Origin of the sequence: Demequina lignilytica (assembly GCF_030418375.1) — a bacterium.
In the GTDB taxonomy this organism is placed as follows: Bacteria; Actinomycetota; Actinomycetes; order Actinomycetales; family Demequinaceae; genus Demequina; species Demequina lignilytica.
The window spans coordinates 32,617-55,761 of record NZ_JAUHPZ010000003.1 but is presented as its reverse complement, the minus strand read 5'-3'; the positions used below and the strand labels follow the sequence as shown (position 1 = coordinate 55,761).

The following is a 23,145-nucleotide window of genomic DNA, read 5'->3' as shown; positions in this document are numbered from 1 at the left end:
TGGAGACCATGCCCGAGACCAGCACCAAGCGTGTCCTGCTCGCCGCTCCTCGCGGGTACTGCGCCGGCGTCGACCGCGCCGTGATCGCCGTCGAGAAGGCGCTCGAGCTCCACGGGGCGCCCGTGTACGTCCGCAAGGAGATCGTCCACAACAAGTACGTGGTGGAGACCCTCGCCGACCGCGGCGCGATCTTCGTGGACGAGACGGACCAGGTACCGGAGGGTGCGCGCGTCGTGTTCTCCGCGCACGGAGTGTCGCCCGCGGTCCGTGCCGCGGCCGAGCGGCGCTCGCTGCAGACCATCGACGCGACCTGCCCCCTCGTGACCAAGGTGCACAAGGAGGCCATCCGCTTCGCGCGCGACGAGCGGACCATCCTGCTGATCGGGCACACCGGTCACGAGGAGGTCGAGGGGACCGCGGGCGAGGCGCCCGAGCACACGATCGTGGTGAACTCGCCCGACGATGTCGACACCCTCGAGGTCCCCGACCCGGAGAACGTGGTGTGGCTGTCGCAGACCACCCTCTCGGTCGACGAGACGATGGAGACCGTGCGCCGTCTGCGCGACCGGTTCCCGGCGCTCCAGGATCCGCCGAGCGACGACATCTGCTACGCGACCCAGAATCGCCAGGTGGCGGTGAAGAAGCTCTCCCCGGAGTGCGACCTGGTGATCGTGGTCGGGTCGGCGAACTCGTCGAACTCGGTGCGGCTGGTCGAGGTGGCGCTGCAGTCCGGCGCACGTGCCTCGTACCGGGTCGACCGCGCGAGCGAGATCGACGAGGCCTGGTTCGACGGCGTCACCACGGTCGGCGTGACCTCCGGCGCCTCCGTGCCCGAGATTCTGGTGCGCGACGTGCTGGACGCGCTCGCGGCGCGCGGCTACGAGACGGTCGAGGAGGTGCGGACCGCGACCGAGGACCTCATGTTCTCCCTTCCTCGCGAGATCCGAGCCGACCTCAAGGCCAAGGAGGCCGAGCGCGCGCTTCGCGCCTGAGCTGCGCCGCCCGTCACGGCCCCACCCCGTGCGGGGAAGTGGCGGCCCCTATTCTCGCGCCGCCGGCTCCTGCGGGGAACCTGGTGCCCCGGAGACGAGCTCGGGAGCGGTCAGCTCGCGCGCGTCCGTGCTGATCTGGTCGACCTCGGGCAGCTCATCGCTGAGCCGCTGCATCTCGCCGAACCGCCGCGCGCTCACGAGGACGCGCGACTCGAGCGACGCGACCGTGGAGTTGTACGCGCGTCCCGCCTGATCGATCGCCTTCCCGACCTTGCCCAGGTGCGACGCGAGCGTCGACAGGCGCTCGTAGAGCTCCTTGCCCAGCGCGAGCACCTGCTGCGCGTCGCGTGCGAGGGCCTCCTCGCGCCACGCGTGCGCGACCGTGCGCAGCATCGCGACCAGCGTGGTCGGGGTCGCGATCACCACGCCCTTCCGGTAGGCGTACTCCTGCAGAGACCCGTCCTGCTCGAGCGCCGCCTGGTAGAAGGCCTCCGAGGGCACGAACATGACGACGAACTCGGGTGCCGAGGCGAACTGCTCCCAGTAGCGCTTCGCGCTCAGGTCGTCCACGTGCCGTCGCACGTGCCGGGCGTGGGCCTGGAGCCGTTCGGCGCGCACCGCATCGTCCTCCGTCTCGAACGCCTCCAGCAGGGCGACGAGCGCGACCTTGGAGTCGACGACGATGCTGCGACCACCGGCGAGCCTCACCGTCATGTCGGGGCGGAGGTTGCGGCCCTCGCCATCGCGGACCACCTCCTGCTCGGTGAAGTCGACGTGCTCGACCATGCCGGCGAGCTCGACCACCCGGCGCAGCTGGACCTCGCCCCAGTTGCCGCGCACGTCGGAACGGCGGAGCGTGTTGATGAAGTCGTCCGCCTTGCGGCCCACGCGCTCGGTCGCCGCCATCATCTGCCGGACCTGCTCGCCGAGCGCCGCCTGTCCCGCCGCCCGGGCGCGGTCGGCCTCCACCGTCTGGGCCCGCATCGTCTCGATGCTGCGCGAGAGCGGCTCGACCATCTCCCGCACGGCCTGCTCCCGTCGTGCGAGCGCCGCGCCGCCCTCCTGCTCCGACCGCCTCAGGCGCTCCTGCGCGAGGTCGAGGAACTGCTCCTGGCTGGCGCGCAGCGCCTCCGCGCTCACGGACCGGAACTCCTGGCGGAGCGCCTCCTGCTCGGCACGGCTGCGCGCGCGCTCGCGATCCTGCCGGCGCGTGGCCAGGCGGCTCATCACGGCGGCGCCCACCATGCCTCCGAGAGCGAGTCCGAGGGAGAACAGCACTATCTGGTCCATGAGGGGAGCCTGGCACGGGGGTCTGACATCTCCGACCCCGCGCAGGTTTCCTGCAGGGCGCGGCGGGATGTTGTGCGATGCGTCACATGCAAGCGCTTACACGTGTGGGCTGATTACTATTGGGTCACAAATCCCGACGGTGGGCACCCGCGAAACACTTCGTTAACGCGCAATTGTTTACCCTATCGGGGTCGCACGTTCACTGCGTGCAACAACAGTCGGCGGTCCGAGACCCGGGCCTCCGCCTATCCCAGCCCGGTGGCAGCCGGGCGAAACAGGAGGAATAGTGAAGATCAGCAAGTCCGTGCTGGGGGGCGTCACCGTCGCGACCGCGTCGGCCCTCGTCCTCGTGGGCTGCTCGTCGTCCGGCTCGGAGACCGACACCTCGGCCTCCACCGACGGCAGCGCCTCGACCGGCGACGCCATCATCATCACCAACGGCTCTGAGCCCCAGAACCCGCTCATCCCGGTCGCGACCAACGAGACCGGCGGCGGCAAGATCGTCGACGCCCTGTGGGCCGGCCTGGTCTACTACGACGGCGACGGCGCCGCGCACAACGAGGTCGCCGAGTCGATCACCAGCGATGACTCGCAGACGTTCACCGTCACCCTCAAGGAGGGCTGGACGTTCACCGACGGCACCCCCGTGCTCGCCCACAACTTCGTGGACGCGTGGAACTGGGGCGCGGACCTCGCGAACGCCGAGCTCGCCTACAACAGCTACTTCTTCGAGCAGATCGAGGGCTTCAGCTGGGACGAGTCGGTTCCCGAGATGTCGGGCCTCGAGGTCGTCGACGACCTGACGTTCACCATCACGCTGGCCAACGCGAACGCCGAGTTCCCGCTGTCGCTGGGCTACTCGGCCTTCTACCCGATGCCCGACTCGTTCCTCGAGGCCGAGGACAAGGCGGCCTGGGGCGCGGCTCCGGTCGGCAACGGCATCTACACCCTCGCGGACGCGGCCGACTGGCAGCACGACGTCCAGATCGAGCTCGGTGTGAACCCCGACTACATGGGTGAGCGCGAGCTCGCGAACGACGGTCTGAAGATCGTCTTCTACGCCACGCAGGACGCGGCCTACGCCGACCTCCTCGCCGGCAACGTCGACGTGATCGACGGCATCCCGGACTCGGCGATCGCCACGTTCGAGACCGACCTGGGCGACCGTGCGGTCAACCAGCCGGCCGCGATCTTCCAGTCGTTCACCATCCCGGAGCGCCTCGAGCACTTCTCGGGTGAGGAGGGCAACCTCCGTCGCCAGGCGCTGTCGATGTCGATCAACCGCGACGAGATCACCGACGTGATCTACCAGGGCACCCGTACCCCCGCCTCGGACTTCACCTCGCCGGTCATCTCCGGCTGGTCGGACTCCGTCCCGGGCTCCGAGGTCCTCGAGTACAACCCGGAGAAGGCCGCCGAGCTGTGGGCCGAGGCCGACGCGATCAACGCCTGGACCGGTACCTTCCAGCTCGGCTACAACGCCGACGGTGGTCACCAGACCTGGGTCGACGCGGTGGTCAACTCCATCAAGAACACCCTCGGCATCGAGGCGGAGGGCGCGCCCTACCCGACCTTCGCCGAGTTCCGCACCGACATCTCGAACGGTGTCATCGAGACCGCGTTCCGTACCGGCTGGCAGGCGGACTACCCGTCGCTCGAGAACTTCCTCGGCCCGCTGTACTACACCGGCGCCGGCTCGAACGACGGTGACTACTCGTCGGAGGCGTTCGACACGCTGATCGACGAGGGCCGCACCGCCTCCGACCCGGAGACCGCGATCGAGAAGTTCCAGGAGGCGCAGGAGGTCCTGTTCCAGGACCTGCCCGCCATCCCGCTCTGGTACTCGAACGTGACCGGCGGCTACGCCGAGACCGTGTCGAACGTCGTGTTCGACTGGCACTCGGTCCCGCTGTTCTACGAGATCACCAAGAACTAAGCGGATCGACGGCCCGTCCCGCCTCGCGCGGGGCGGGCCGTCGCACGTCCGGACGAGCGCCCGCGTCCCGCCATCAGCGGAGAACGCGGCGGGTATCCTGCCACGAGCGGGGGTCCCAGCCTCGTCCCAGTAGAATCGGCCTTCTCATGTTCTCCACACTTGAATTCAAGGGAGCGCGCCCATGCTGATGTACGTGGTGCGCCGACTTCTCCAGGCGATCCCCGTGTTCCTGGGTACGACCTTCCTCATCTACTTCATGGTCTTCTCGATGCCGGGAGACCCCGTGCTCGCGCTCTTCGGCGACAAGACGCCGAACCCCGCGGTCCTCGAGGCCGTGCGTGCGCAGTACAACCTCGACCAGCCGTTCTTCGTGCAGTACCTGCTGTATCTGAAGAATCTGCTGACCGGCAACCTGGGCGTGACGTTCTCCGGCCAGGAGGTCAGCGAGGTCTTCGCCCGCGCCTTCCCGGTGACGCTGAAGCTCGTCGTCATGGCCGTGGTCATCGAGTTCCTGCTCGCCGTGATCATCGGCCTGATCTCGGGCCTGCGCAAGGGCGGGATCATCGACAACACCAACCTGGTGGTGGCGCTGGTGCTGAGCTCGGTGCCGCCGTTCGTGGCGCTGTTCCTCGCCCAGTACTTCATCGGCATCAAGCTCGGCTGGGCCCCCGTGACGGTGGGCGCGAACGCGACGTGGGGGGCGATGTTCCTCCCAGCCCTCGTGATCGCCCTGACGATCTACGTCACGGGCATGAGGCTCATGCGCGGCTCGGTCATCGAGGCCCAGAACGCCGACTACGTGCGCACCGCCTCGGCCAAGGGCCTGACGCGCGGCCGCATCGTCGGGGTCCACGTCGCCCGCAACTCGCTCATCCCCGTGATCACGAACACGGCTGCCAGCTTCGGCGCCCTGATCGCCGGCACCACCGTCACCGAGGGGATCTTCAACATCCCCGGCATCGGCAAGGTGCTCTTCGACGCGATCACCCGCGGCGAGAACGCGACCGTGGTGACCTTCGTCACCATCCTCACGATCATGTACGTGATCGTGAACATCCTGGTCGACCTGCTGTACGCCGTCCTGGACCCGAGGATCCGCTATGTCTGACCGCATCACCGAGCACTACGTCGCCCCTTCCGACCCGAACGAGGGCGGGGAGGTCGACAAGGTCCGCCTCAGCGACCGCAAGTCCAACCTCTGGCTCGACGCCTGGCGCGACCTGCGCCGCCGTCCGCTGTTCTACATCGCGATCGCGATCGTCGCCGTCGTGTCCCTCGCGGCGCTGTTCCCGTCGCTGTTCACGGACACGCTGCCGAACAACGACTGCCAGCTCGCCAACTCGAACGGCGCCCCCACCGAGGGCCACCCCCTCGGCTTCACCCGCCAGGGCTGCGACGTGTACGCCCGCATCGTCTACGGGGCGAGCACCTCGCTCTCCGTGGGCCTGCTCGTCGTCCTCATCACCGCCGTGATCGGCATCCCGATGGGCGCGCTCGCGGCGTTCTACGGCGGCTGGATCGACTCGGTCCTGTCCCGCGTGGGCGACATCTTCTTCGCGATCCCCTACTTCCTCGCGGCCGTCGTCGTGATGTCGGTGATGCCGCAGCGCAACGTGCTCGTCATCTCGCTCGCGATCGGTGGATTCGCGTGGGCGTCCCTCGCGAGAATCCTGAGAGCCGAGGTTCTCCAGGTGAAGAACCTCGAGTACGTCATGGCCTCCGAGGCCATGGGCCGGTCGAAGTTCTCCACGCTGGTCCGTCACGTGCTGCCGAACTCGCTCACCCCCGTGATCGTGTACCTCACGATCGCCCTGGGTGCCGCGATCACGGCGGAGGCGACCCTGTCCTTCCTGGGAATCGGCCTCGGCTCCTCGACCATGTCGTGGGGCAACGACATCGCGCAGGCGCAGTCGTCGATCCGCGTCGCGCCGATGGCCCTCTTCTGGCCGTCGCTGGCCCTGACCGTCACCGTGCTCGCCTTCATCATCCTGGGCGAGCTGATCCGTGACGCGCTCGACCCGAAGGCGAGGGCGCGCCGATGACCGAGGAGATCACCGTGGAGACCACCACGACCGGCAAGCCGGCCGCGGACCCCAACGCGCCCCTGGTCGAGGTCGACGACCTTCAGATCACGTTCAAGACCGGCACGGGCGACGTGCACGCCGTCCGCGGCGTGTCCTTCGACATCTACCCGGGCGAGACGGTCGCGATCGTCGGCGAGTCCGGCTCGGGCAAGTCGACCACCGCGACGGCGCTCATCAAGCTGCTGGCCGGCAACGGCCGTATCTCGGGCGGATCGATCAAGGTCGAGGGCGCCGACATCACCCGCTACGACGAGAGCAAGATGGCGGCCGTCCGCGGCGGCGTGATCGGCTACGTCCCGCAGGACCCGATGTCGAACCTCAACCCGGTGTGGTCGGTCGGCTTCCAGGTCCGGGAGGCGATCCGTGCGAACGGCGTCGCGACCGGCAAGAAGAACATCGAGGCCAAGGCGATCGAGGTCCTGCAGCAGGCGGGCCTCGGCGACGCCGAGCGTCGCATGAAGCAGTTCCCGCACCAGTTCTCCGGCGGCATGCGTCAGCGCGTGCTGATCGGCATCGGCCTGGGCGCGGACCCGAAGCTGCTGATCGCGGACGAGCCCACGTCGGCCCTCGACGTGACCGTGCAGAAGGTGATCCTGGATCACCTCGAGTCGCTCACGCGCGAGAAGAACACGGCGATGCTGTTCATCACCCACGACCTGGGCCTCGCCGCCGAGCGCGCGTCCAAGCTGATCGTGATGAGCAAGGGCCTGATCGTCGAGGCGGGACCCAGCCTCGAGATCCTGCAGAACCCGCAGCACCCCTACACGAAGCGGCTCATCGCGGCGGCCCCGTCGCTCGCGTCGCGCCGCATCCACTCGACGGCGGGTCTCCCGGTCGCCGAGGGTGCGGACGAGCTCGACATGGCCGCTCTCGCCGAGCGTCACGAGGACACCGAGGCCGCCGTCGAGGCCGCGCCGGTGATGATCTCGGTCAAGGACCTGCGCAAGACGTACTCGATCCGTCGCGGGAGCTTCAAGTCGGAGCCGCTGCACGCGGTCGACGGCATCTCCTTCGACATCCACAAGGGCACCACCCTGGCGCTGGTGGGCGAGTCCGGCTCGGGCAAATCCACCGCCGCGCGCCTGGTGCTCGGACTGGAGCCGCCGAGCGGTGGCGACATCACCGTGGGCGGCCAGTCGATGGCGAAGGCCTCCGCCAAGCAGCTGTTCGACCTGCGCCGCCGCATGCAGGTGGTGTTCCAGGATCCGTACGCCTCGCTCGACCCGCAGCGGTCGATCGGCGCGATCATCGCGGAGCCGCTCAAGGTCCACAAGGTAGGCGACCGCGCGAGCCGTCACGCCCGCGTCGAGGAGCTCCTCGAGCAGGTGGCGCTGCCGGCCGAGCTCGCCCACCGGTACCCGAACGAGCTCTCCGGCGGTCAGCGCCAGCGCGTGGCGATCGCCCGCGCCCTCGCGCTCAAGCCCGAGGTCGTGGTGCTCGACGAGGCGGTCTCCGCCCTCGACGTGCTGGTCCAGGCCCAGATCCTGCAGCTCCTCGCGGACCTGCAGGAGGAGCTCGGCCTGACCTACCTCTTCATCACCCACGACCTCGCGGTGGTCCGCGTGGTGGCCGACTCGGTCGCGGTGATGGAGCGCGGCAAGATCGTCGAGGCCGGCTCCACGGACGACATCTTCGAGAACGCCCAGCAGGAGTACACGCAGCGACTGCTCGACGCGATCCCCGGCGCGGGCATCGAGTTCGGCAACTAGCGCGACACGCTCTCAGCGCCCCCGGAACCGACGGTTCCGGGGGCGCTGTGCTGTATCCGCGCATCGTCCCGTCGACGCGTGGCGATGCGGAGGCGGCGTCAGGACGATGCGCGGCGACGCTTCGGCTCGAATGGCGCCACCGGGTCGAGGGGCGGGATCACCACCCCGGCCTGCTCCGCATCGTCGGGGAAGGGCGGCGCCTCGCCGACCACCTCGGTGGCCGGGCGGACCTTGTCGACGGCCTCCTGCTCGCGCGCGTGGCCGGCGCCCGGGTTGAAGATCTCGTCGAACGTCATGGCCTCAGGGTAGGCCTCGGGGACGGTGCGGGACCTGTCGCCGGTAGACTCGTCCCCCGTGGCTCTCACTATCGGAATCGTCGGCCTGCCCAACGTGGGCAAGTCCACCCTGTTCAACGCCCTGACCCGCGCGGAGGTGCTCGCCGCGAACTACCCGTTCGCGACCATCGAGCCCAACGTCGGCGTGGTCCCGCTTCCCGACGCCCGCCTGGGCCAGCTCGCCGAGGTGTTCGGCTCGGAGCGCGAGGTGCCGGCGACGGTGTCGTTCGTCGACATCGCGGGCATCGTCAAGGGCGCCTCCGAGGGCGAGGGCCTCGGCAACGCGTTCCTCGCGAACATCCGCGAGGCCGACGCGATCTGCCAGGTCACGCGCGCGTTCGAGGACCCCGACGTCATCCACGTCGACGGCAAGGTCGACGCGGCTTCCGACATCGAGACCATCAACACGGAGCTGATCCTCGCGGACCTCCAGACGCTGGAGAAGGTCGTCCCGCGCCTCGAGAAGGAGGTGCGCGCCAAGAAGGCCGACGCCAACCTCCTCGCCGCGGCGACCACCGCGAAGGAGATCCTCGAGTCCGGCAAGGCGCTGAGCGCCGGCGCGGCCGACGCGAAGCTCGACCTCGCGGAGGTGAAGGAGTTCAACCTGCTCACGGCCAAGCCCTTCATCTACGTGTTCAACACGGACGATGCGGGCCTGCTCGACGCCGACAAGAAGGCCGCCCTGGCGGCCCAGGTCGCGCCCGCGGAGGCGATCTTCCTCGACGCCAAGTTCGAGGCGGAGCTCGTCGAGCTCACCGAGGACGAGGCCCGCGAGATGCTCGCGGAGAACGGCCAGGACGAGTCGGGCCTGGACCAGCTCGCGCGGGTCGGCTTCGACACGCTCGGCCTCCAGACCTACCTGACCGCCGGCCCCAAAGAGGCCCGCGCGTGGACCATCCGCAAGGGCTGGACCGCGCCGCAGGCCGCCGGTGTCATCCACACCGACTTCGAGCGCGGCTTCATCAAGGCCGAGGTGGTCCACTTCGGCGACCTGCTCGACGCCGGATCGATGGCGTCCGCGAAGGCGGCCGGCAAGGTCCGCATCGAGGGCAAGGACTACGTCATGCAGGACGGCGACGTGGTGGAGTTCAGGTTCAACGTCTGACCCGTCGCGCGCGCCGGCCGGGCATGGGTGTCCGTGCCGGGGACACGCGCGGCACTCAGGTCCGGCGCGGGCGCACGGGTTCGACGCCGGTAGGGCGGGCCCTCCGCCCCGCCGTGTGAAGGCGCCGAGCCCGGGCTACGCTCGCGGCATGACCGACAAGGCGATCCCGTTCCTCATGTTCCAGGGTGGCGTCGGCCGTGAGGCCGTCGCCCTCTACACCTCGCTGTTCGAGGACGGCGAGATCCTCGATCTCGACGAGTACCCGCCGGGCGGTCCCGCGCCCGAGGGCACCATCATGCGCGGCCGGTTCCGCATCGCGGGCCAGGAGTTCTACGTCTCCGACAGCTTCATCGACCATGAGTTCGGCTTCACCCCGTCGCTGTCGATCTGGATCGAGGCCGGCTCGCCGGAGCAGCAGGAGCGGCTGGTCGAGGCGCTCGCCGACGGTGGCGCGACGCTCATGCCGCTCGACGGCTACGGATTCTCCTCCCGCTTCGCCTGGGTCAACGACCGCTTCGGGGTCTCCTGGCAGATCAACCTCGCCTGAGGCGGGCTGGCTACGCGTCCTCCTCGACCAGCGGCTGCTCGGTCTCGGCACGGCCCGCCTGAGGCGGGTTCAGCACCAGCACCACCACGACGCCGACCAGCACGATCGCCGTCACCGCGAACGGCAGCGGGAGCAGCGGGTCCGCGAGCACCAGCCCCGCCCCGCCGAGCACCGCGACGTGGACCGCGCGGTTCGCGTGGTGCCGCACGGTGATCCACCAGATCACCAGCATGAAGATCGCGACCGGCACGGTCACGGTGAACGATGCGGCGGCCTCGCTGAGATGCGTCTCGTCCGTCATCGCGTCGATCTCGACCTCGATCCCCGCGGACACCGCCGCCGCGGAGGCGAACACCAGGTAGTGGGCGTAGCCCCAGCGAAGGGCGCCCCAGAAGGACCCGATCTCGAGGTGGTGCGGCGGCCAGAAGTAGATCCACCACAGCGCGGCGGCGATCACGAGCGCCAGCGCGGCCAGGGAGGCGAGGGAGGCGAGATCCTCGCCGCCATGCAGCGCCTCGATGATCGCGTTCGACGCGGCGAGCAGGCTCTCGCCCACGACGATGATGGTGAAGAGCCCGTACCGCTCGGTGATGTGGTGGGGATGCCAGGGAGTGGGGGAGCGTCGCTCCGCGACCACGGGTACGGCGAGCTCCGCGACGATCAGCGTTACCACCACCGCGGCGCGGAACGGCGAGTCCGGGAGGAGCAGCATCGCGAGCCAGAGCACCTGGAGCACGCCGATGCCGACCGCATAGGTCAGCGCGGTGGTGCGGACGTCTCCCGCTCGCCGGGCCGCGCGCAGCCACTGAGCGATCATCGCCACGCGCATCACCACGTAGCCGAGCACGAGCAGCACCAGGTCGCCCTCGGTGAACGCGGGGCCGATGCCCGCCGCGAGCACCAGCACGCCCGCCATCTGCAGCACCACGAGCGTGCGGTAGAGCCAGTCGTCGGTCGCGAAGGACGTGGCGAACCACGTGAAGTTCATCCACGCCCACCAGATTCCGAAGAAGACCAGCAGATAGCCGGCGAGGCCGCTCGCGATGTGCGCCTCGGCGAGCGCGTGGTGGAGCTCCGACGCGGCGATGCTGACGGCGACCACGAACACGAGGTCGAAGAACAGCTCGAGCGGCGTGGCGGCGCGGTGCTCCTCGCCGGGGTCCCGCGGCCTCATCGGCAGCAGCCTGAACCGTCCGCCGTCCCCGCGCGCTCCCGCAGTCATGGCCTCACCCTGCCAGAGCGCCTCTGCCCGCGGAAGGCCTCCGCGGGCATGAGAGCATCGGCCCCATGAGCGAGCGCAGGCTGATCGGTTCCGGCGGCCCCTGGGAGGAGCGCGTCGCGTACTCGCGCGCGGTGGTCCAGGGGGACTGGTGCTTCGTGTCGGGCACCACCAGCACCGCGAGCGCCGACCCGGCCGGGCAGGCCGATGCGGCGCTCGCGATCATCGCGGCGGCGCTGGAGGAGGGAGGCTTCGCGATGTCAGACGTGGTGCGGGTGCGCTACCTGCTCCCGGACGCCTCCGACTTCGAGGCCTGCTGGCCGGTCCTGCGTCGCTGGTTCGGAGACGTGCGGCCCGCGGCCACCATGCAGGAGTGCGGGCTGATCGACCCGGCGATGCGCATCGAGATCGAGGTCACCGCGTACCGCGGGTGACCTCCGCGAGCTCCTGCTCCTGGCTCAGCAGCGCCCGCAGCATCGGGAGGTCCACCAGGCTCAGCGAGTCGGTGATCCACCGCCGGGGCGCCGCGACCACCGGCGAGTGCGACGGCACCACGACGGTGCGCAGTCCCGCGCCCTCGGCGCTCGAGGCCCCGGACTGCGTGTCCTCGATCGCTACCGCCTCGGCGGGGGAGACGTCGAGCGCGGCGAGCGCCGTGAGGTAGGGCTCGGGGTGAGGCTTCGAGCGGCTGACGTCGTCGCCCGCGACGATCACGTCGAAGGCCCGTCCGGGTACCTGCGCGCGGACGGTCTCGGCGATGCCCCGGTAGGACATGGTGACCAGCGCCGTCGCGACTCCTTCCGCGGTGGCGGCGAGCAGCAGCTCCAGGGCCCCGGGGCGCCAGCTGACGCCCTGGGAGAGCCGGCGGGCGACCTCCGCGGAGATCTCATCGCCGACGTCGCGCACGGAGCCGGTGGCGCCGCGGCGCACGAACTCGGCGCTGTAGACCTCGGTGGCCTGGCCGATCGACGCGATGCCGTCGCTCTCGGACCAGTCGATGCCGTGACGTCGCGCGACCGCGGCCTTCGCGGCCAGCCACGTGGGCTCGGTGTCGGCCAGGGTGCCGTCGAGGTCGAAGAGGAGGGCCTTCAGAGGGGTGCGCATGGGGACTCCGGTGGTCGGGCGCTCAGGCGCGCTGGGGGAGGGGACGATGCCGGGGCAGGAAGGCGCCGAGGATCCAGCCGATGAGGCCGGCCGCGGCCGCGAGGATGAAGCTCAGATGATACGCGGGCGCCGTGGGGACCGGGATGCCGTCGTACGAGGTCGCGATGCCCGCGAGGATCGCGCCGAGCACGGCGGCGGCGACGGTCGAGCCGAGCCACCGGAGCACGGAGTTGACCGCGTTGGCGGCACCGGTGCCGTGCACGGGCACCGCGCCGACGATCGCGAGGGCCGCGGAGGTGAAGATCATCACGGAGCCGATGCCGACCATGCCGGCGACGATCGACAGCTGCCACGGGTGGTCCATCCAGATCAGCCCGACCACGTAGGCGGCGCCGGTGAGGAGCGAGCCGGTGCGGATGACGGTGCGGGTGCCGAACCGGGCGATGAGCCGACGCGCGAGCGGCGCGCCGAGCAGCATGCTGAGGCCGGTGGGGATGATCACGAGGCTCGCCGTGATCATGTCCAGGTCGAGCCCGGGGCCCGACCCGTCCTGGCTCTGCAGCAGGCGGGCCACCAGGCCGGGGATGGCGAACCACGTGAAGCCGCTCATGATCGTGATGAGGTTCACCATCAGCACGGGGCCGCGGAAGACCATCCGGAGGTCGATGAGGGGATCGCGGGTGCGCAGCTGCAGCCACGCCCAGAGGCCGAGGGTGCCGAGCCCGAGGCCGAGCATCGGCGCGCACACCGACGCGTGCCACTCGGGCCATTGCGAGATCGCGAGGACCACGGACGTCAGGCCGGCGGCGAGCACCACGCCGCCCGCCCAGTCGAACCGGGCCGGCGTGCGGCGGTTGCCGCCGCGGACGAACACCATGATCGCGACGCCGCACAGGGTCGCGAGGATGCTGGCGAGCCAGAACAGCCCGTGCCAGTCGAACAGCTCGCCGATGGTGGCCGACAGCGGCAGGCCGAGCGCCCCGCCGATGCCGTTGCTCGCGCTCACGGAGGCGATCGCGCCGGTGAGCCGCTGGGGTGACACGGTGTCGCGCAGGACGCCCACGTTGAGAGCCATGACGCCGAGGCCGACGCCCTGGAAGGCGCGGGCGGTGATCACGCCGCCGAGCGAGGTCGAGAGCGCGCCGATCACCGAGCCGATCGCGATGACCGCGAGCAGGCCCACGAGCACGTGCTTCTTGCCCAGGATGTCGCCGAGCCGGCCGGTCATCGGCGCGGTCGCGCAGGCGGCGAGCAGCGCCGCGGTGAGCACCCACGAGACCGCGGCGGCACTCGCGTCGAAGACGCCGGGAAGCACCGGGACGAGCGGCGTCATGATCGTCTGGAGGAGCGACGCGAGCAGGGCGCTGGAGGCGACCGCGGCGATCGCAACGGTCTCGCGCACATGTGCGCGACCGTGTGAGGCGCTCTGGAACATGACATCAGAGTATTGCGCAACAATGCGCAACGGTCAATGGGCAACCCCACCCGTGTGACCTACGCCGCGCCTGGTCGCACACGTGCAACACGTGCGTTACGTTTGTGCGGATACCGATTCCAAGGATGGGGCGCATGGCCAACGAAGCACTGAGATCCACGCGGCGACCGAGCCTCCACGATGTCGCGGAGCGCGCCGGGGTCGCCGTCTCGACGGTCTCCCGCTTCCTCAACGGCCAGCTCGAGCTGCGCCCGGAGACCGAGTCGCGCGTCATGCAGGCGATCGAGGAGGTCGGGTACTCCCGGACCTCGGGGTCGTCACGCTCGTCGTCCTCGAAGGGCGTCATCGGCCTGGTGGTGCCCCGCATCGGCAACGCCTACTTCGGCGGCATCGCGGAGAACGTGGTGCGCAGCGCCGACTCCTTCGGCCTCGCCGTCCTCATCGCCTCGACCTTCAACCAGGTCCGCCGTCAGGCGGATTATGTGGAGCTGTTCGCGGCGAAGGAGCTGGCGGGGATCGTGTATGCGGGGTCGACGACGTCGAATGCCGCGTTGGCGCGGTTGATCGGGTCGGGGATGCCGGTGGTGGTGATCGATGAGGCTCTGGTGGATGCGCCGCCGGTGGACACGGTGGTGGTGGACGACTATGCGGGGGCGTATCAGGCGACGGCTCATCTGGCCGCGTTGGGTCATGAGCGGATCGCGTTGGTGACGGGTCCGGAGTCGTTGGCGTCGGTGCGGGAGCGTCGGCGTGGGTTCGTGGATGCGTGTGTGCGGGCGGGTCTGGATCCTGAGGCGCAGTTCTCGTTGGCGGGGGATTTCTCGGAGGAGTTCGGGATCGGTGCGTTGTCGCATCTGTTGGCGGCTCCGCAGCGTCCGACGGCGGTGTTCGCGGCGTCGGATGCGATCGCGTTGGGGATGATGGCGGGGGCGCGGAACCTGGGGATCGGGATTCCTGGGGATCTGTCGATCGTGGGGTTCGATGATGTGCCCGGCGCCAGCCACGTCTCCCCCCGCCTCACGACCATCCGCACGCCGCTCGACCGCATGGCGAGCTCCGCGCTGTCGATGCTCTCGGCGCGCATCGACGACCCGGACGCCCCGGTGCGCCGCTCCGTGACGCCGGTGGTGCTCGTGGTCGGCGAGTCGTCGGCGCCTCCGAGCGCCTGACCTCTTCCTGAACGCCACGAGGGCCCCGTTCCGATCGGAACGGGGCCCTCGTGCTCGGGAGGAGCGGGGGATCAGGCCGCCGCGATGTCGTACACGGCCGGCAGGTAGTTGGACACGAGCATGTCGACGGTGAAGTCGGGGCTCACGGCCACCGAGCCCTGCACCGTGTAGAACGGTGCGAACCACGCCTGCTCGACGATGTACGCGTTGAGCTCCGCGGCCGTCGCGGCCTGGGTCTCGGCGTCGCCGTACTGGATGGTCTCGATGTACTCGTTCACCTGCGGGTCCTCGTAGTGGAACGGGTTGAAGGTCGCGGTGGGCGCGAGCGCGAACTGGATCAGCTGCCAGTCGGTGTTGCGCTCGAGGCCGAAGTACGCGGCCGGGAACTTCGGGGCGAGCAGGTCCGCGAACAGGTTGGCGCCCGGGTCGGTGTAGACCGCCGTGATGCCGATCTCCGCGAGCTGCTGGGCGATCAGCGTGTAGAGGGCGTCCGGAAGCAGCGCGGTGCTCATCATCGAGAGCTCCAGGCCGTCCGCGTAGCCCGCCTCGGCCATGAGCTCGAGGGCCTTCTCGGGGTCGTAGGTGTAGTACTCGTCGAGCGCCGGGTCGAAGGCCTCCGAGGTCGACGGGAACACCTGGGCGGTGACGGTGCCGTAGCCGGACTCGAGCGCCTCGAGCATCGCCTCCTTGTCGAACGCGTAGTTGATCGCCTGGCGGACGCGGACGTCGCCGAGCGCCTCGCTCATCTCGCCGCCGCGGTCGTACAGCTGGAGGCCGAACACGTCGAGCTCGTTGCCCACGACGCTCCAGCCCGAGGCCTCGATCTCGGGGATGTTGGAGTTGCTGGTGAGGCGGGCCACGTCGATGTCTCCACCCTTGATGGCGTTCAGCGCGGCCGTCTGCTCGTCGTAGACGTTGATGACGAGCGTCTCGAAGTTCTGGAGCTCGGGAGCCCAGTAGTCGGGGTTGGCCGTGTAGACGTAGCTCGATCCGGACACCGTGGCAGCGGTGTCGAGGATGTAGGGGCCGGAGCCGACGGTCTCGGTCGCGAGGTCGACGCCCTCCTCGATCGCGTCGGCGCTGGCGACGAGGCCGGCGGTGCGCGAGAGCATGTAGAGGATCGCCGGGTTGGGCGCGCTGAGCGTGAGCTCGACCGTGTAGTCGTCGATCGCGGTGATCTCGGACACGTCGGCGAGGTCGCCCGCGTTCTCGGACGTGCCGTCCTTGAAGCGCTGGAGGCTGGCGACGACGTCCTCGCTGGTGAGGTCGGTGCCGTCGGTGAAGGTGATGCCGTCCTGGATGGTGAGGGTCAGCGTGAGGCTGTCCTCGCTGAGCTCCCAGCCCGACGCGATCATGGGCTCGAGCTCGCCGTCCGCGGTCTGGCGGATCAGCGTGTCGTAGGCCGCCTGGTAGAAGGCCGAGCGCGCGCCCCAGGCGCCGCCCGCGGGGTCGAGCGTGGCGGGCTGCGTGGTGACGCCCAGCCGCAGCTCGGTGATGCCGCTGCCGCCATCGGTGGTCGCGCTGCTGTCGCCCGCGTCCGATCCGCTCGCCGCGCAGCCGGCCAGCGCCAGCACAGCGACGGCGGCCGTGGCCATCGTTGCGTGAATTCGAGACATCAGTTCTCTCCTTGGGATCGCCCGCGGTCGCCTGGTCTGACCGCCGGGGTGCCGCCACCGTAGCAAAGAACGAGGGCAATGATGTGTGGATTTTGCGAAGAAACCTAGTTGTCACTTGGGGTTGAGCGGCTGTCGGCCGTATCGGGCACTTTCTGCCGAAATCAAGCCGCCGGACAAGCATAAGCCCTGCTAAAGAGCCCTATCGCGCATGCCTGTCGCGGTCAGAACGCGGTGCCCGTTCGTGCCCAGATGGCCCTCAATCGGGCCGTTCCGGGGGTCCTGGACACCTGTAAGTTTTTACATGCCGGTAACAGCCGCGCAATCATGCGCAACATTGCTCTGGTTTTGTAGCGAAACAGCACCACTGCGTCATGCGCAGCCGGCGCGCCGGTGCCGATCCAGATCAGGCATCGCGCACTTCCTCATCACCGCAAGGAGCACCTCATGGCCGACAGCCCCGCCCCCCGCCTCCACGTCGCGCTGACGTTCGACTTCGATGCGCTGTCCAGCTGGATCAAGGACCGCACGCACACGCTGCCGGGCGTCTCCCGCGGCGAGTTCGGCGCCTACGCGCTGCCCCGCGTGCTCGGCCTGCTCGCCAAGCACGACATCACCGCGACGTTCTTCATCCCCGGCCACACCATCCACGCGTACACGGACCTGTGCCGCTCGATCGTCGACGCCGGCCACGAGGTCGGTCACCACGGCTGGGTCCACGAGAACCTCAAGGACGCCACCGAGGCGGAGGAGCGGCGCATCTTCGACAAGGGCCTCGAGCAGCTCGCCCGCATCGGCGTCACCCCTGCGGGCTACCGTGCCCCGTCCGGCGAGTTCGGCCCGGCGACGATCGACCTGCTCAAGGAGCACGGCATCCGGTACGACAGCTCGCTGCTCGGCTCCGACTACCTGCCGTACTACATGCGCGAGGGCGACTCCTGGACGCACGACGGTCCCTACCAGTTCGGCACCAGCATCGACATCGTCGAGCTGCCGTTCTCCTGGGCGCTCGACGACTACCCGCTGCTCGAGCTCGCGCCCGGCTTCTCGGACGCGCAGCGCGAGCCCTCCGCCGTCCGCGAGATCTGGCAGGCCGAGTTCGACTTCGCCTACGACGAGTGCCCCGGCGGCATGTGGGTGCTGTCGATGCACCCCGAGGTCATCGGCCGCGGCCGCTCGATCCGCATGCTCGACGGCCTCCTCGAGCACATCAAGTCGAAGCCGGGCATCCAGTTCTCGACGATGGGCCACATCGCGGAGGAGTTCCGCACCGCGAACCCGCTCGAGCAGTGGCGCGCCTCGGGCGCCTTCCACGCCCGCTGATGCTGCCCTCCGGGCCCTGGACCGGCGCCGCGCTGGCGTCGCGGGCCCGCACCGAGACCACCCCACGAACAGGAAGCACCCGCATGACCACCACCGCTGTCACCCGTACCTCGGCGCTGTTCGCTCCGCTCCGCCTGCGCGATCTCGAGCTGCGCAACAGGGTCGGGGTGTCGCCGATGTGCATGTTCGCCGTCGACGACGAGTCGGGCTGCGTCAACGCGTGGCACGCCGCCCACTACGGGCAGTTCGCGCTGGGTGGCGCGGGCCTGATCATCACGGAGGCCACCGGGGTCAGCCCCGAGGGCCGGGTCTCGGCGAAGGACGCCGGGCTGTGGACAGAGGAGCACGCGCACGCGTGGCGCGTGGTCACGGACACCGTCCACCGCGCGGGCGCCGCGATCGCGGTCCAGCTCGGGCACACCGGCCGCAAGGGCAGCCTGTACCGGGCGCTCGCGATCGACCCGCGCGACGAGCGCGGGTCGATCGCGGACGATGCGCACGGCGGGTGGGAGACCATCGGCGCCTCGGGCGAGGCCTTCGGCTCCTACAAGATCCCGCGTGAGGGCACCACCGCGGACCTCGAGCAGGTGGTGGCGGACTTCGGCAACGCCGCGCGCCTCGCCGCGGTCGCGGGCTTCGACGCCGTCGAGCTGCACGCCGCTCACGGCTACCTGGTCCACGAGTTCCTCTCGCCCGTGACCAACCCGCGCACGGACGAGTGGGGCCAGGACAAGGAGCTGCTCCTTCTCAAGGTCGTGGACGCCGTGCGCGCGCAGCTGCCCGACTCGATGCCGCTGATCGTGCGCCTCTCGGTCGACGACGTCGCCCCGGGCGGCCTGACCGCCGCCGACAGCGCCGATCTCGCGCGCCGGCTCAAGGACCGTGGCGTCGACATGATCGACTGCTCGTCCGGCGGGCTGATCGCGGGCGTCGAGTACGACCCGTCGCCCGGCTACCAGGTGCCCGGCTCCGCGACGGTGCGCTCCGGCGCGCAGATCGCCACCGCCGCCGTCGGCATGATCGCGGAGCCCGCCCTGGCCGAGCGCATCGTCGCCGAGGGCGAGGCCGACGTGGTCCTGCTCGGTCGCGAGATGCTGCGCGACCCGCACTGGGCCCGCCGCGCCGAGCGCGAGCTCACGGGCGCCGCCACCATCGAGCCGCGCTACTTCCGCGCGTACCGCTGACGCGGCGCGCGGACGACGACCAGGGGGGACGATGCAGCGCTCGCCGGAGGACCGGGCCGTGAGGCTCCACGAGGTGGCCGCCGTGGCAGGCGTGGCGACGTCCACGCTGTCGCGGTATCTCAACGGCCGCCTCCGGCTGAGCGACGGCACGGAGGCCCGGGTGCGCGACGCGATCGCGAGCACGGGCTTCGAGCGCGTCGCGACCGCGCCCCGCTCCACGGGTCCCGGCCCGATCGGCGTGATCGTGCCGAGCCTCGGGGACCAGTACTTCGGGAGGATCGCCGACGAGATCGTGCGCCTCGCCGACGCCGACGGCGTGTCCGTGGTGCTCGCCTCAGCCGCCGGAGGACCGGGCCGTCAGGCGGATTATGTGGAGCTGTTCGCGGCGAAGGAGCTGGCGGGGATCGTGTATGCGGGGTCGACGACGTCGAATGCTGCGTTGGCGCGGTTGATCGGGTCGGGGATGCCGGTGGTGGTGATCGATGAGGCTCTGGTGGATGCGCCGCCGGTGGACACGGTGGTCGTGGATGACTATGCGGGGGCGTATCAGGCGACGGCTCATCTGGCGGCGTTGGGTCATGAGCGGATCGCGTTGGTGACGGGTCCGGAGTCGTTGGCGTCGGTGCGGGAGCGTCGGCGTGGGTTCGTGGATGCGTGTGTGCGGGCGGGTCTGGATCCTGAGGCGCAGTTCTCGTTGGCGGGGGATTTCTCGGAGGAGTTCGGGATCGGTGCGTTGTCGCATCTGTTGGCGGCTCCGCAGCGTCCGACGGCGGTGTTCGCGGCGTCGGATGCGATCGCGTTGGGGATGATGGCGGGGGCGCGGAACCTGGGGATCGGGATTCCTGGGGATCTGTCGATCGTGGGGTTCGATGATGTGCCCGGCGCCAGCCACGTCTCCCCCCGCCTCACGACGCTGCGGACCGCGTCGGAGCTGATCGCGCGGCGCGCGCTCGAGCTGCTCTTCGACCGGTGGGAGAGCCCCGGGCGCGAGGCGTCGTCCATCACGGTGCCCGTGCGCCTGGTCATCGGCCGCTCCGCGGCCGCGCCGTCCCGCTGACGGGGCCCGCCGCGCGCCCCGTCAGCCGGACCGGGCTTCAGCTGCGCGTCGGCAGGATCTCGGGCGTGAGGTCCGCGCGCACGTCGCGGTCGAGCGGATGCATCGGCCGCGACACCCGGGAGAACGCGAGCCGGTCCATGTCCAGGTCGGTGCCACCCGGCGTGATCGCCATGAACCAGCTCGCCGCCTTCGCGGCCTGATCGGGGAACAGGTAGCCGTTCTTCACCACCACGGCGTCGTACCCGTCGACCGGGATGTAGGCATGGTCCTTGAGCCGGCGGCCGGTCATGCCGCCGATCACCGCAGGATCCACGAAGTAGGACCGCCCGGACTGGACCATCACGTCGATCGTGCCCGTGCGCAGCACCGCGCCCACGGCGCCCTCGCCGAGCACGCCGTCGACGGTGCGCACCACCAGCCAGTCGCGCTCCACCGGGGCGCCGTAGCGGTCGTCGATCCCGGCACCGACGGCCACGCGCAGCCGCGCGCCCGGGCCCGCGGCGACCGCCGCGGCCACCGCGGCCGGATCGGTGAGCCCGGCGAACAGGATGCGCGCGCCGCTCGCGAGGACGTCCTCACGCGCGAGCGTCCGCTCGAGAGCGTAGGTGATGTCGCCCGCGGAGCCCGCGGTGACGTTGTCGCCGGAGTCGCTGATGAACATCGGCGCGGGCGGTGAGGTGAGGAGGTGGTCGAGCGCCGCGTCCCACGGGCCGTGGAGATCGGCGCTCAGCACGAACCGTTCCCGCGCGTCCCAGTAGGAGCTCGCGAGCTCCCGCGCGCAGGCCGTGATCGCGGCCTCGTCATGCCCCGTGACCATGACGGCCGCCCCGACCCGCGCCTCGTCCGCCCAGGCGAACCCCACCCACAGGCTGGCGTCGACGGCACCGTGGCGGTCCGCGGACGGCTCGATCGCGCCGAACACGGTCGCCCCGGGCTCGACCACGGTCGAGGTGCGCTCGCCCGGCAGCAGCAGCGGGATGCGCACGTACGCCTTGAGGGGCCGGCGCCCGTCCTGCAGCACCTCGACGAGCTTGCGGACGGCGCGGTTGCGCACCGCGAAGGCGTCGATGTGGGGCGCGTGACGGAAGCAGATCCCGAGGTCGACCAGCGCGGCCAGCTCGCGGCTGAAGTTGCCGTGGGTGTCCATCGAGACGGAGATCACGGGGCCGTCGCCGACGGCGTCGCGGATCCCGCGCAGCAGGTCCTCCTCGGCCCCCTCGATGCCCGGCACATGCGCGGCACCGTGAAGGTCGAGGTAGATGCCGTCGAGCGGGCGGGCATCGTGCGCCGCGGCGAGACCGTCGACGATCTCGCCGCGGAACGCCGCGTAGGCGTCAGGATCCACCGGTCCGCCGGCGCCGCCGTAGGCGCGCATGACGGTGGTCCAGCGGACCTCGGTCCCGCCGGCAGCCTCCTCGAGGTCGTAGAGCCCCTCGAGATCCGCGCCGCGGTGGATCGTGAAGTCCTGGGCGCGCATCACGTGGCGTGAGAATGTGCTCGACTCGGTGCCGAATCCGGCGATGACGATGTGCATGGTGGCCTCCTGGGGATCGGGAGCGGGTGGACGATGCGGGGGAGCGGCAGCAGGGGCGGGTCGGTCTGAGGTCAGCCGCGCACCATCGCCGTCGTCGGAGAGAGCCAGAACGGCGGCAGGTATCCGGCGGTGTTCGACAGCGGCAGCACCGACTCGTGCAGGGTGATGCCGAACACGTTCGCGAGCATGTCGCGGCGCTGCTGCACGCGCGCCATCATCGCGGGGTACTTGGCGGTCAGGGACGCCTGCAGCGCGTCGTCGGCGAGGATGATGCCGTCCTCGATCTGCGAGTTCTGCATGCCCGAGACGGTGCCGGGGATGATGTCGAGCTGCAGCGCGTTGCCCGACGTGAAGACCGTGGTCGAGCCCTCCTTGACGGCGGACACGGGCCACTCGTCGAGGTGGATGCTGTGGCCGGGGTTGAGGAACACCCCGTAGTACGGGTCGCCGATGCGGCTCGCGGTGACGTCGTACAGCTCGCCGGCGGTCAGGCCGATCCGGATGGTCTCGTACCAGGCGGCGGCCGTGGCGTAGTACGGGGCCACGATCTTCTCAACGTAGGCCTGCTGGTCCGCGGGGATCTGCGAGGCGTCCTCGGCGAGGTATCCGGCGCGCGCGGTGTTCGAGCCCCAGTAGCCGAGGCCCGCGCACACGCGCTCGCCCACGGACATCACCCGGCTGGTCGGGCTCGCGACACCCCACGAGGTGTGGAGGTCGCCGCTCAGCATGGTCGGGTGGTAGTTGAACGGCAGCATGATCGGGTTCATGAGGCTGGAGGCCTCGAGCTCCGTCATGCCCGGCCGGATGCCCGAGATGAGGCGGCGCATCGCCTGCGAGCCGTGCGAGGCGGCGAACTCGAAGTACGCGAGCTGGTCCACGTCGTTGTGCAGGCGCAGACCGGAGTCGGGGTCGGTGAAGATGTCGGTCGCGTTGACCAGCTCGCCCGCGAGGGTGGCGAGCTCGGAGACGATGAAGTGGGGGACGTCGATCCAGCCGGAGGTGCTGGCGCCGGTCCAGTACTTCCAGCCCACGAGACCGACCTTGCGCACCGACTCCGCGCCGAGGCCGGCGGCTGCGAGCTGGTCGACGAGCTCGACGTCGTCGGGGTCGGGCTGCCCGACCAGGCTGAACTTCGACTGGCGGATGATCTCGACCGGGTACGGCGTCTTGCTCGCGTACCCGACGGACTCGTTGCCCACCAGGAAGGTCGGGGTGCGGCCGGGCACGAAGATCAGCAGCGACTCCTCGTACCGCGGGTCGAAGCCCGTGAGGAAGGCCGTGTTCGCGAAGTGCTCGCGGTCGCCGTAGACCGCGACGGCGTCGAGGCCGCGACGGTCCATCTCGGCGTATAGCGCCTCGACACGGGCGGCGTACGTCTCGGCCGGGATCTCGGGCATCTCGCGGGGGAGCTCGAACTCCGGCAGGTCGATGGTGGTGAGGGTGACCCCCCAGGGGTTGCTCATGGGTGTTCCTTTCTGCTGGCGCGGCGCCGCTGGGCGGCCTCGCGCT

General features: G+C 70.2%; 20 protein-coding genes. 12 read left to right on the top strand and 8 right to left on the bottom strand.

Translation table 11 applies throughout. From position 1 onward, the window contains the following. Nucleotides 1–8: 8 nt before the first annotated feature. A complete protein-coding gene (locus QQX13_RS06355) occupies nt 9–992 on the top strand; it encodes a 4-hydroxy-3-methylbut-2-enyl diphosphate reductase (protein ID WP_367281263.1) in 984 nt (327 codons plus the stop codon). A gap of 48 nt (nt 993–1,040) precedes the next feature. On the opposite strand, the gene QQX13_RS06350 is transcribed toward QQX13_RS06355, so the two are convergent. Further along, entirely contained in the window at nt 1,041–2,282 is a 1,242-nt protein-coding gene (locus QQX13_RS06350) for a DNA recombination protein RmuC (RefSeq protein ID WP_301152860.1), read from the bottom strand. 286 nt (nt 2,283–2,568) lie between these two features. Here QQX13_RS06350 and QQX13_RS06345 point away from each other — a divergent pair, with 286 nt between their 5' ends. From QQX13_RS06345 to QQX13_RS06330, 4 genes are all read left to right on the top strand, one after another. Further along, nucleotides 2,569–4,218 carry a peptide ABC transporter substrate-binding protein gene (locus QQX13_RS06345; protein WP_301118870.1) on the top strand — a complete coding sequence of 550 codons (1,650 nt, stop codon included), beginning with the start codon at nt 2,569–2,571 and terminating at the stop codon, nt 4,216–4,218. 181 nt (nt 4,219–4,399) lie between these two features. Beyond that, nucleotides 4,400–5,326 (top strand): ABC transporter permease, encoded by a 927-nt coding sequence (locus QQX13_RS06340; RefSeq protein ID WP_301118871.1) that lies wholly within the window; start codon nt 4,400–4,402, stop codon nt 5,324–5,326. After that, nucleotides 5,319–6,260, top strand: a complete 942-nt coding sequence (locus QQX13_RS06335; protein WP_301118872.1) for an ABC transporter permease — start codon at nt 5,319–5,321, stop codon at nt 6,258–6,260. The genes QQX13_RS06340 and QQX13_RS06335 overlap by 8 nt, the downstream gene beginning before the upstream one ends. After that, entirely contained in the window at nt 6,257–8,011 is a 1,755-nt protein-coding gene (locus QQX13_RS06330; protein ID WP_301152859.1) for an ABC transporter ATP-binding protein, read from the top strand. The genes QQX13_RS06335 and QQX13_RS06330 overlap by 4 nt, the downstream gene beginning before the upstream one ends. Nucleotides 8,012–8,109: 98 nt before the next feature. Here the strand turns inward: QQX13_RS06330 and QQX13_RS06325 are convergent, their stop codons facing one another. Then, nucleotides 8,110–8,307, bottom strand: a complete 198-nt coding sequence (locus QQX13_RS06325) for a hypothetical protein (RefSeq protein WP_301152857.1) — start codon at nt 8,305–8,307, stop codon at nt 8,110–8,112. Between the two features lie 58 nt (nt 8,308–8,365). On the opposite strand from QQX13_RS06325, the gene ychF reads away from it, so the two are divergent. After that, nucleotides 8,366–9,451 carry a redox-regulated ATPase YchF gene (gene ychF / locus QQX13_RS06320; protein WP_301118875.1) on the top strand — a complete coding sequence of 362 codons (1,086 nt, stop codon included), beginning with the start codon at nt 8,366–8,368 and terminating at the stop codon, nt 9,449–9,451. Nucleotides 9,452–9,599: 148 nt separating this feature from the next. Beyond that, on the top strand, nt 9,600–9,998 hold the full coding sequence (locus QQX13_RS06315; protein WP_301118876.1) for a VOC family protein: 399 nt from the start codon (nt 9,600–9,602) through the stop codon (nt 9,996–9,998). A 10-nt stretch (nt 9,999–10,008) separates the two neighbouring features. Here the strand turns inward: QQX13_RS06315 and QQX13_RS06310 are convergent, their stop codons facing one another. Next, the gene (locus QQX13_RS06310; RefSeq protein ID WP_301152855.1) at nt 10,009–11,172 is read right to left on the bottom strand and encodes a low temperature requirement protein A; all 1,164 of its coding nucleotides are present in this window, start codon (nt 11,170–11,172) and stop codon (nt 10,009–10,011) included. Nucleotides 11,173–11,285: 113 nt separating this feature from the next. On the opposite strand from QQX13_RS06310, the gene QQX13_RS06305 reads away from it, so the two are divergent. Continuing rightward, nucleotides 11,286–11,651 carry a RidA family protein gene (locus QQX13_RS06305; protein ID WP_301152853.1) on the top strand — a complete coding sequence of 122 codons (366 nt, stop codon included), beginning with the start codon at nt 11,286–11,288 and terminating at the stop codon, nt 11,649–11,651. Here QQX13_RS06305 and QQX13_RS06300 read toward each other — a convergent pair. Both QQX13_RS06300 and QQX13_RS06295 read right to left on the bottom strand, forming a co-directional pair. Then, complete coding sequence (locus QQX13_RS06300) at nt 11,632–12,321, bottom strand: HAD family hydrolase (RefSeq protein ID WP_301152851.1); 690 nt, start codon at nt 12,319–12,321, stop codon at nt 11,632–11,634. The two genes, QQX13_RS06305 and QQX13_RS06300, sit on opposite strands and share 20 nt — an antisense overlap. 22 nt (nt 12,322–12,343) lie before the next feature. Next, nucleotides 12,344–13,723, bottom strand: a complete 1,380-nt coding sequence (locus tag QQX13_RS06295; RefSeq protein WP_301152849.1) for an MFS transporter — start codon at nt 13,721–13,723, stop codon at nt 12,344–12,346. A 167-nt stretch (nt 13,724–13,890) separates the two neighbouring features. Here QQX13_RS06295 and QQX13_RS06290 point away from each other — a divergent pair, with 167 nt between their 5' ends. Then, nucleotides 13,891–14,925: a LacI family DNA-binding transcriptional regulator gene (locus QQX13_RS06290; protein WP_301152847.1), complete on the top strand. Its 1,035-nt coding sequence runs from the start codon at nt 13,891–13,893 to the stop codon at nt 14,923–14,925. Between the two features lie 71 nt (nt 14,926–14,996). On the opposite strand, the gene QQX13_RS06285 is transcribed toward QQX13_RS06290, so the two are convergent. After that, nucleotides 14,997–16,541, bottom strand: a complete 1,545-nt coding sequence (locus tag QQX13_RS06285; protein ID WP_301152845.1) for an ABC transporter substrate-binding protein — start codon at nt 16,539–16,541, stop codon at nt 14,997–14,999. Between the two features lie 444 nt (nt 16,542–16,985). Here QQX13_RS06285 and QQX13_RS06280 point away from each other — a divergent pair, with 444 nt between their 5' ends. From QQX13_RS06280 to QQX13_RS06270, 3 genes are all read left to right on the top strand, one after another. After that, nucleotides 16,986–17,861 carry a polysaccharide deacetylase family protein gene (locus tag QQX13_RS06280; protein WP_301118883.1) on the top strand — a complete coding sequence of 292 codons (876 nt, stop codon included), beginning with the start codon at nt 16,986–16,988 and terminating at the stop codon, nt 17,859–17,861. An 83-nt stretch (nt 17,862–17,944) separates the two neighbouring features. Further along, nucleotides 17,945–19,045, top strand: a complete 1,101-nt coding sequence (locus QQX13_RS06275) for an NADH:flavin oxidoreductase/NADH oxidase (RefSeq protein ID WP_301152843.1) — start codon at nt 17,945–17,947, stop codon at nt 19,043–19,045. Nucleotides 19,046–19,103: 58 nt separating this feature from the next. Next, the gene (locus QQX13_RS06270; protein WP_301152841.1) at nt 19,104–20,102 is read left to right on the top strand and encodes a LacI family DNA-binding transcriptional regulator; all 999 of its coding nucleotides are present in this window, start codon (nt 19,104–19,106) and stop codon (nt 20,100–20,102) included. 37 nt (nt 20,103–20,139) lie between these two features. On the opposite strand, the gene QQX13_RS06265 is transcribed toward QQX13_RS06270, so the two are convergent. Beyond that, entirely contained in the window at nt 20,140–21,636 is a 1,497-nt protein-coding gene (locus QQX13_RS06265; RefSeq protein ID WP_301152840.1) for a M81 family metallopeptidase, read from the bottom strand. Nucleotides 21,637–21,707: 71 nt separating this feature from the next. Further along, nucleotides 21,708–23,099, bottom strand: coding sequence for an aminopeptidase P family N-terminal domain-containing protein (locus QQX13_RS06260; protein WP_301118887.1), 1,392 nt, complete (start codon nt 23,097–23,099; stop codon nt 21,708–21,710). Between the last annotated feature and the right edge of the window lie 46 nt (nt 23,100–23,145).

Bases quoted from the DNA above. Each gene is read 5' to 3' on its own strand.
- QQX13_RS06355 (WP_367281263.1), top strand. From the start codon at position 9: ATGCCCGAGACCAGCACCAAGCGTGTCCTGCTCGCCGCTCCTCGCGGG.
- QQX13_RS06350 (WP_301152860.1), bottom strand. From the start codon at position 2,282: ATGGACCAGATAGTGCTGTTCTCCCTCGGACTCGCTCTCGGAGGCATG.
- QQX13_RS06340 (WP_301118871.1), top strand. From the start codon at position 4,400: ATGCTGATGTACGTGGTGCGCCGACTTCTCCAGGCGATCCCCGTGTTC.
- QQX13_RS06335 (WP_301118872.1), top strand. From the start codon at position 5,319: ATGTCTGACCGCATCACCGAGCACTACGTCGCCCCTTCCGACCCGAAC.
- QQX13_RS06330 (WP_301152859.1), top strand. From the start codon at position 6,257: ATGACCGAGGAGATCACCGTGGAGACCACCACGACCGGCAAGCCGGCC.
- QQX13_RS06325 (WP_301152857.1), bottom strand. From the start codon at position 8,307: ATGACGTTCGACGAGATCTTCAACCCGGGCGCCGGCCACGCGCGCGAG.
- QQX13_RS06315 (WP_301118876.1), top strand. From the start codon at position 9,600: ATGACCGACAAGGCGATCCCGTTCCTCATGTTCCAGGGTGGCGTCGGC.
- QQX13_RS06310 (WP_301152855.1), bottom strand. From the start codon at position 11,172: ATGAGGCCGCGGGACCCCGGCGAGGAGCACCGCGCCGCCACGCCGCTC.
- QQX13_RS06305 (WP_301152853.1), top strand. From the start codon at position 11,286: ATGAGCGAGCGCAGGCTGATCGGTTCCGGCGGCCCCTGGGAGGAGCGC.
- QQX13_RS06300 (WP_301152851.1), bottom strand. From the start codon at position 12,321: ATGCGCACCCCTCTGAAGGCCCTCCTCTTCGACCTCGACGGCACCCTG.
- QQX13_RS06290 (WP_301152847.1), top strand. From the start codon at position 13,891: ATGGCCAACGAAGCACTGAGATCCACGCGGCGACCGAGCCTCCACGAT.
- QQX13_RS06285 (WP_301152845.1), bottom strand. From the start codon at position 16,541: ATGTCTCGAATTCACGCAACGATGGCCACGGCCGCCGTCGCTGTGCTG.
- QQX13_RS06280 (WP_301118883.1), top strand. From the start codon at position 16,986: ATGGCCGACAGCCCCGCCCCCCGCCTCCACGTCGCGCTGACGTTCGAC.
- QQX13_RS06275 (WP_301152843.1), top strand. From the start codon at position 17,945: ATGACCACCACCGCTGTCACCCGTACCTCGGCGCTGTTCGCTCCGCTC.
- QQX13_RS06265 (WP_301152840.1), bottom strand. From the start codon at position 21,636: ATGCACATCGTCATCGCCGGATTCGGCACCGAGTCGAGCACATTCTCA.
- QQX13_RS06260 (WP_301118887.1), bottom strand. From the start codon at position 23,099: ATGAGCAACCCCTGGGGGGTCACCCTCACCACCATCGACCTGCCGGAG.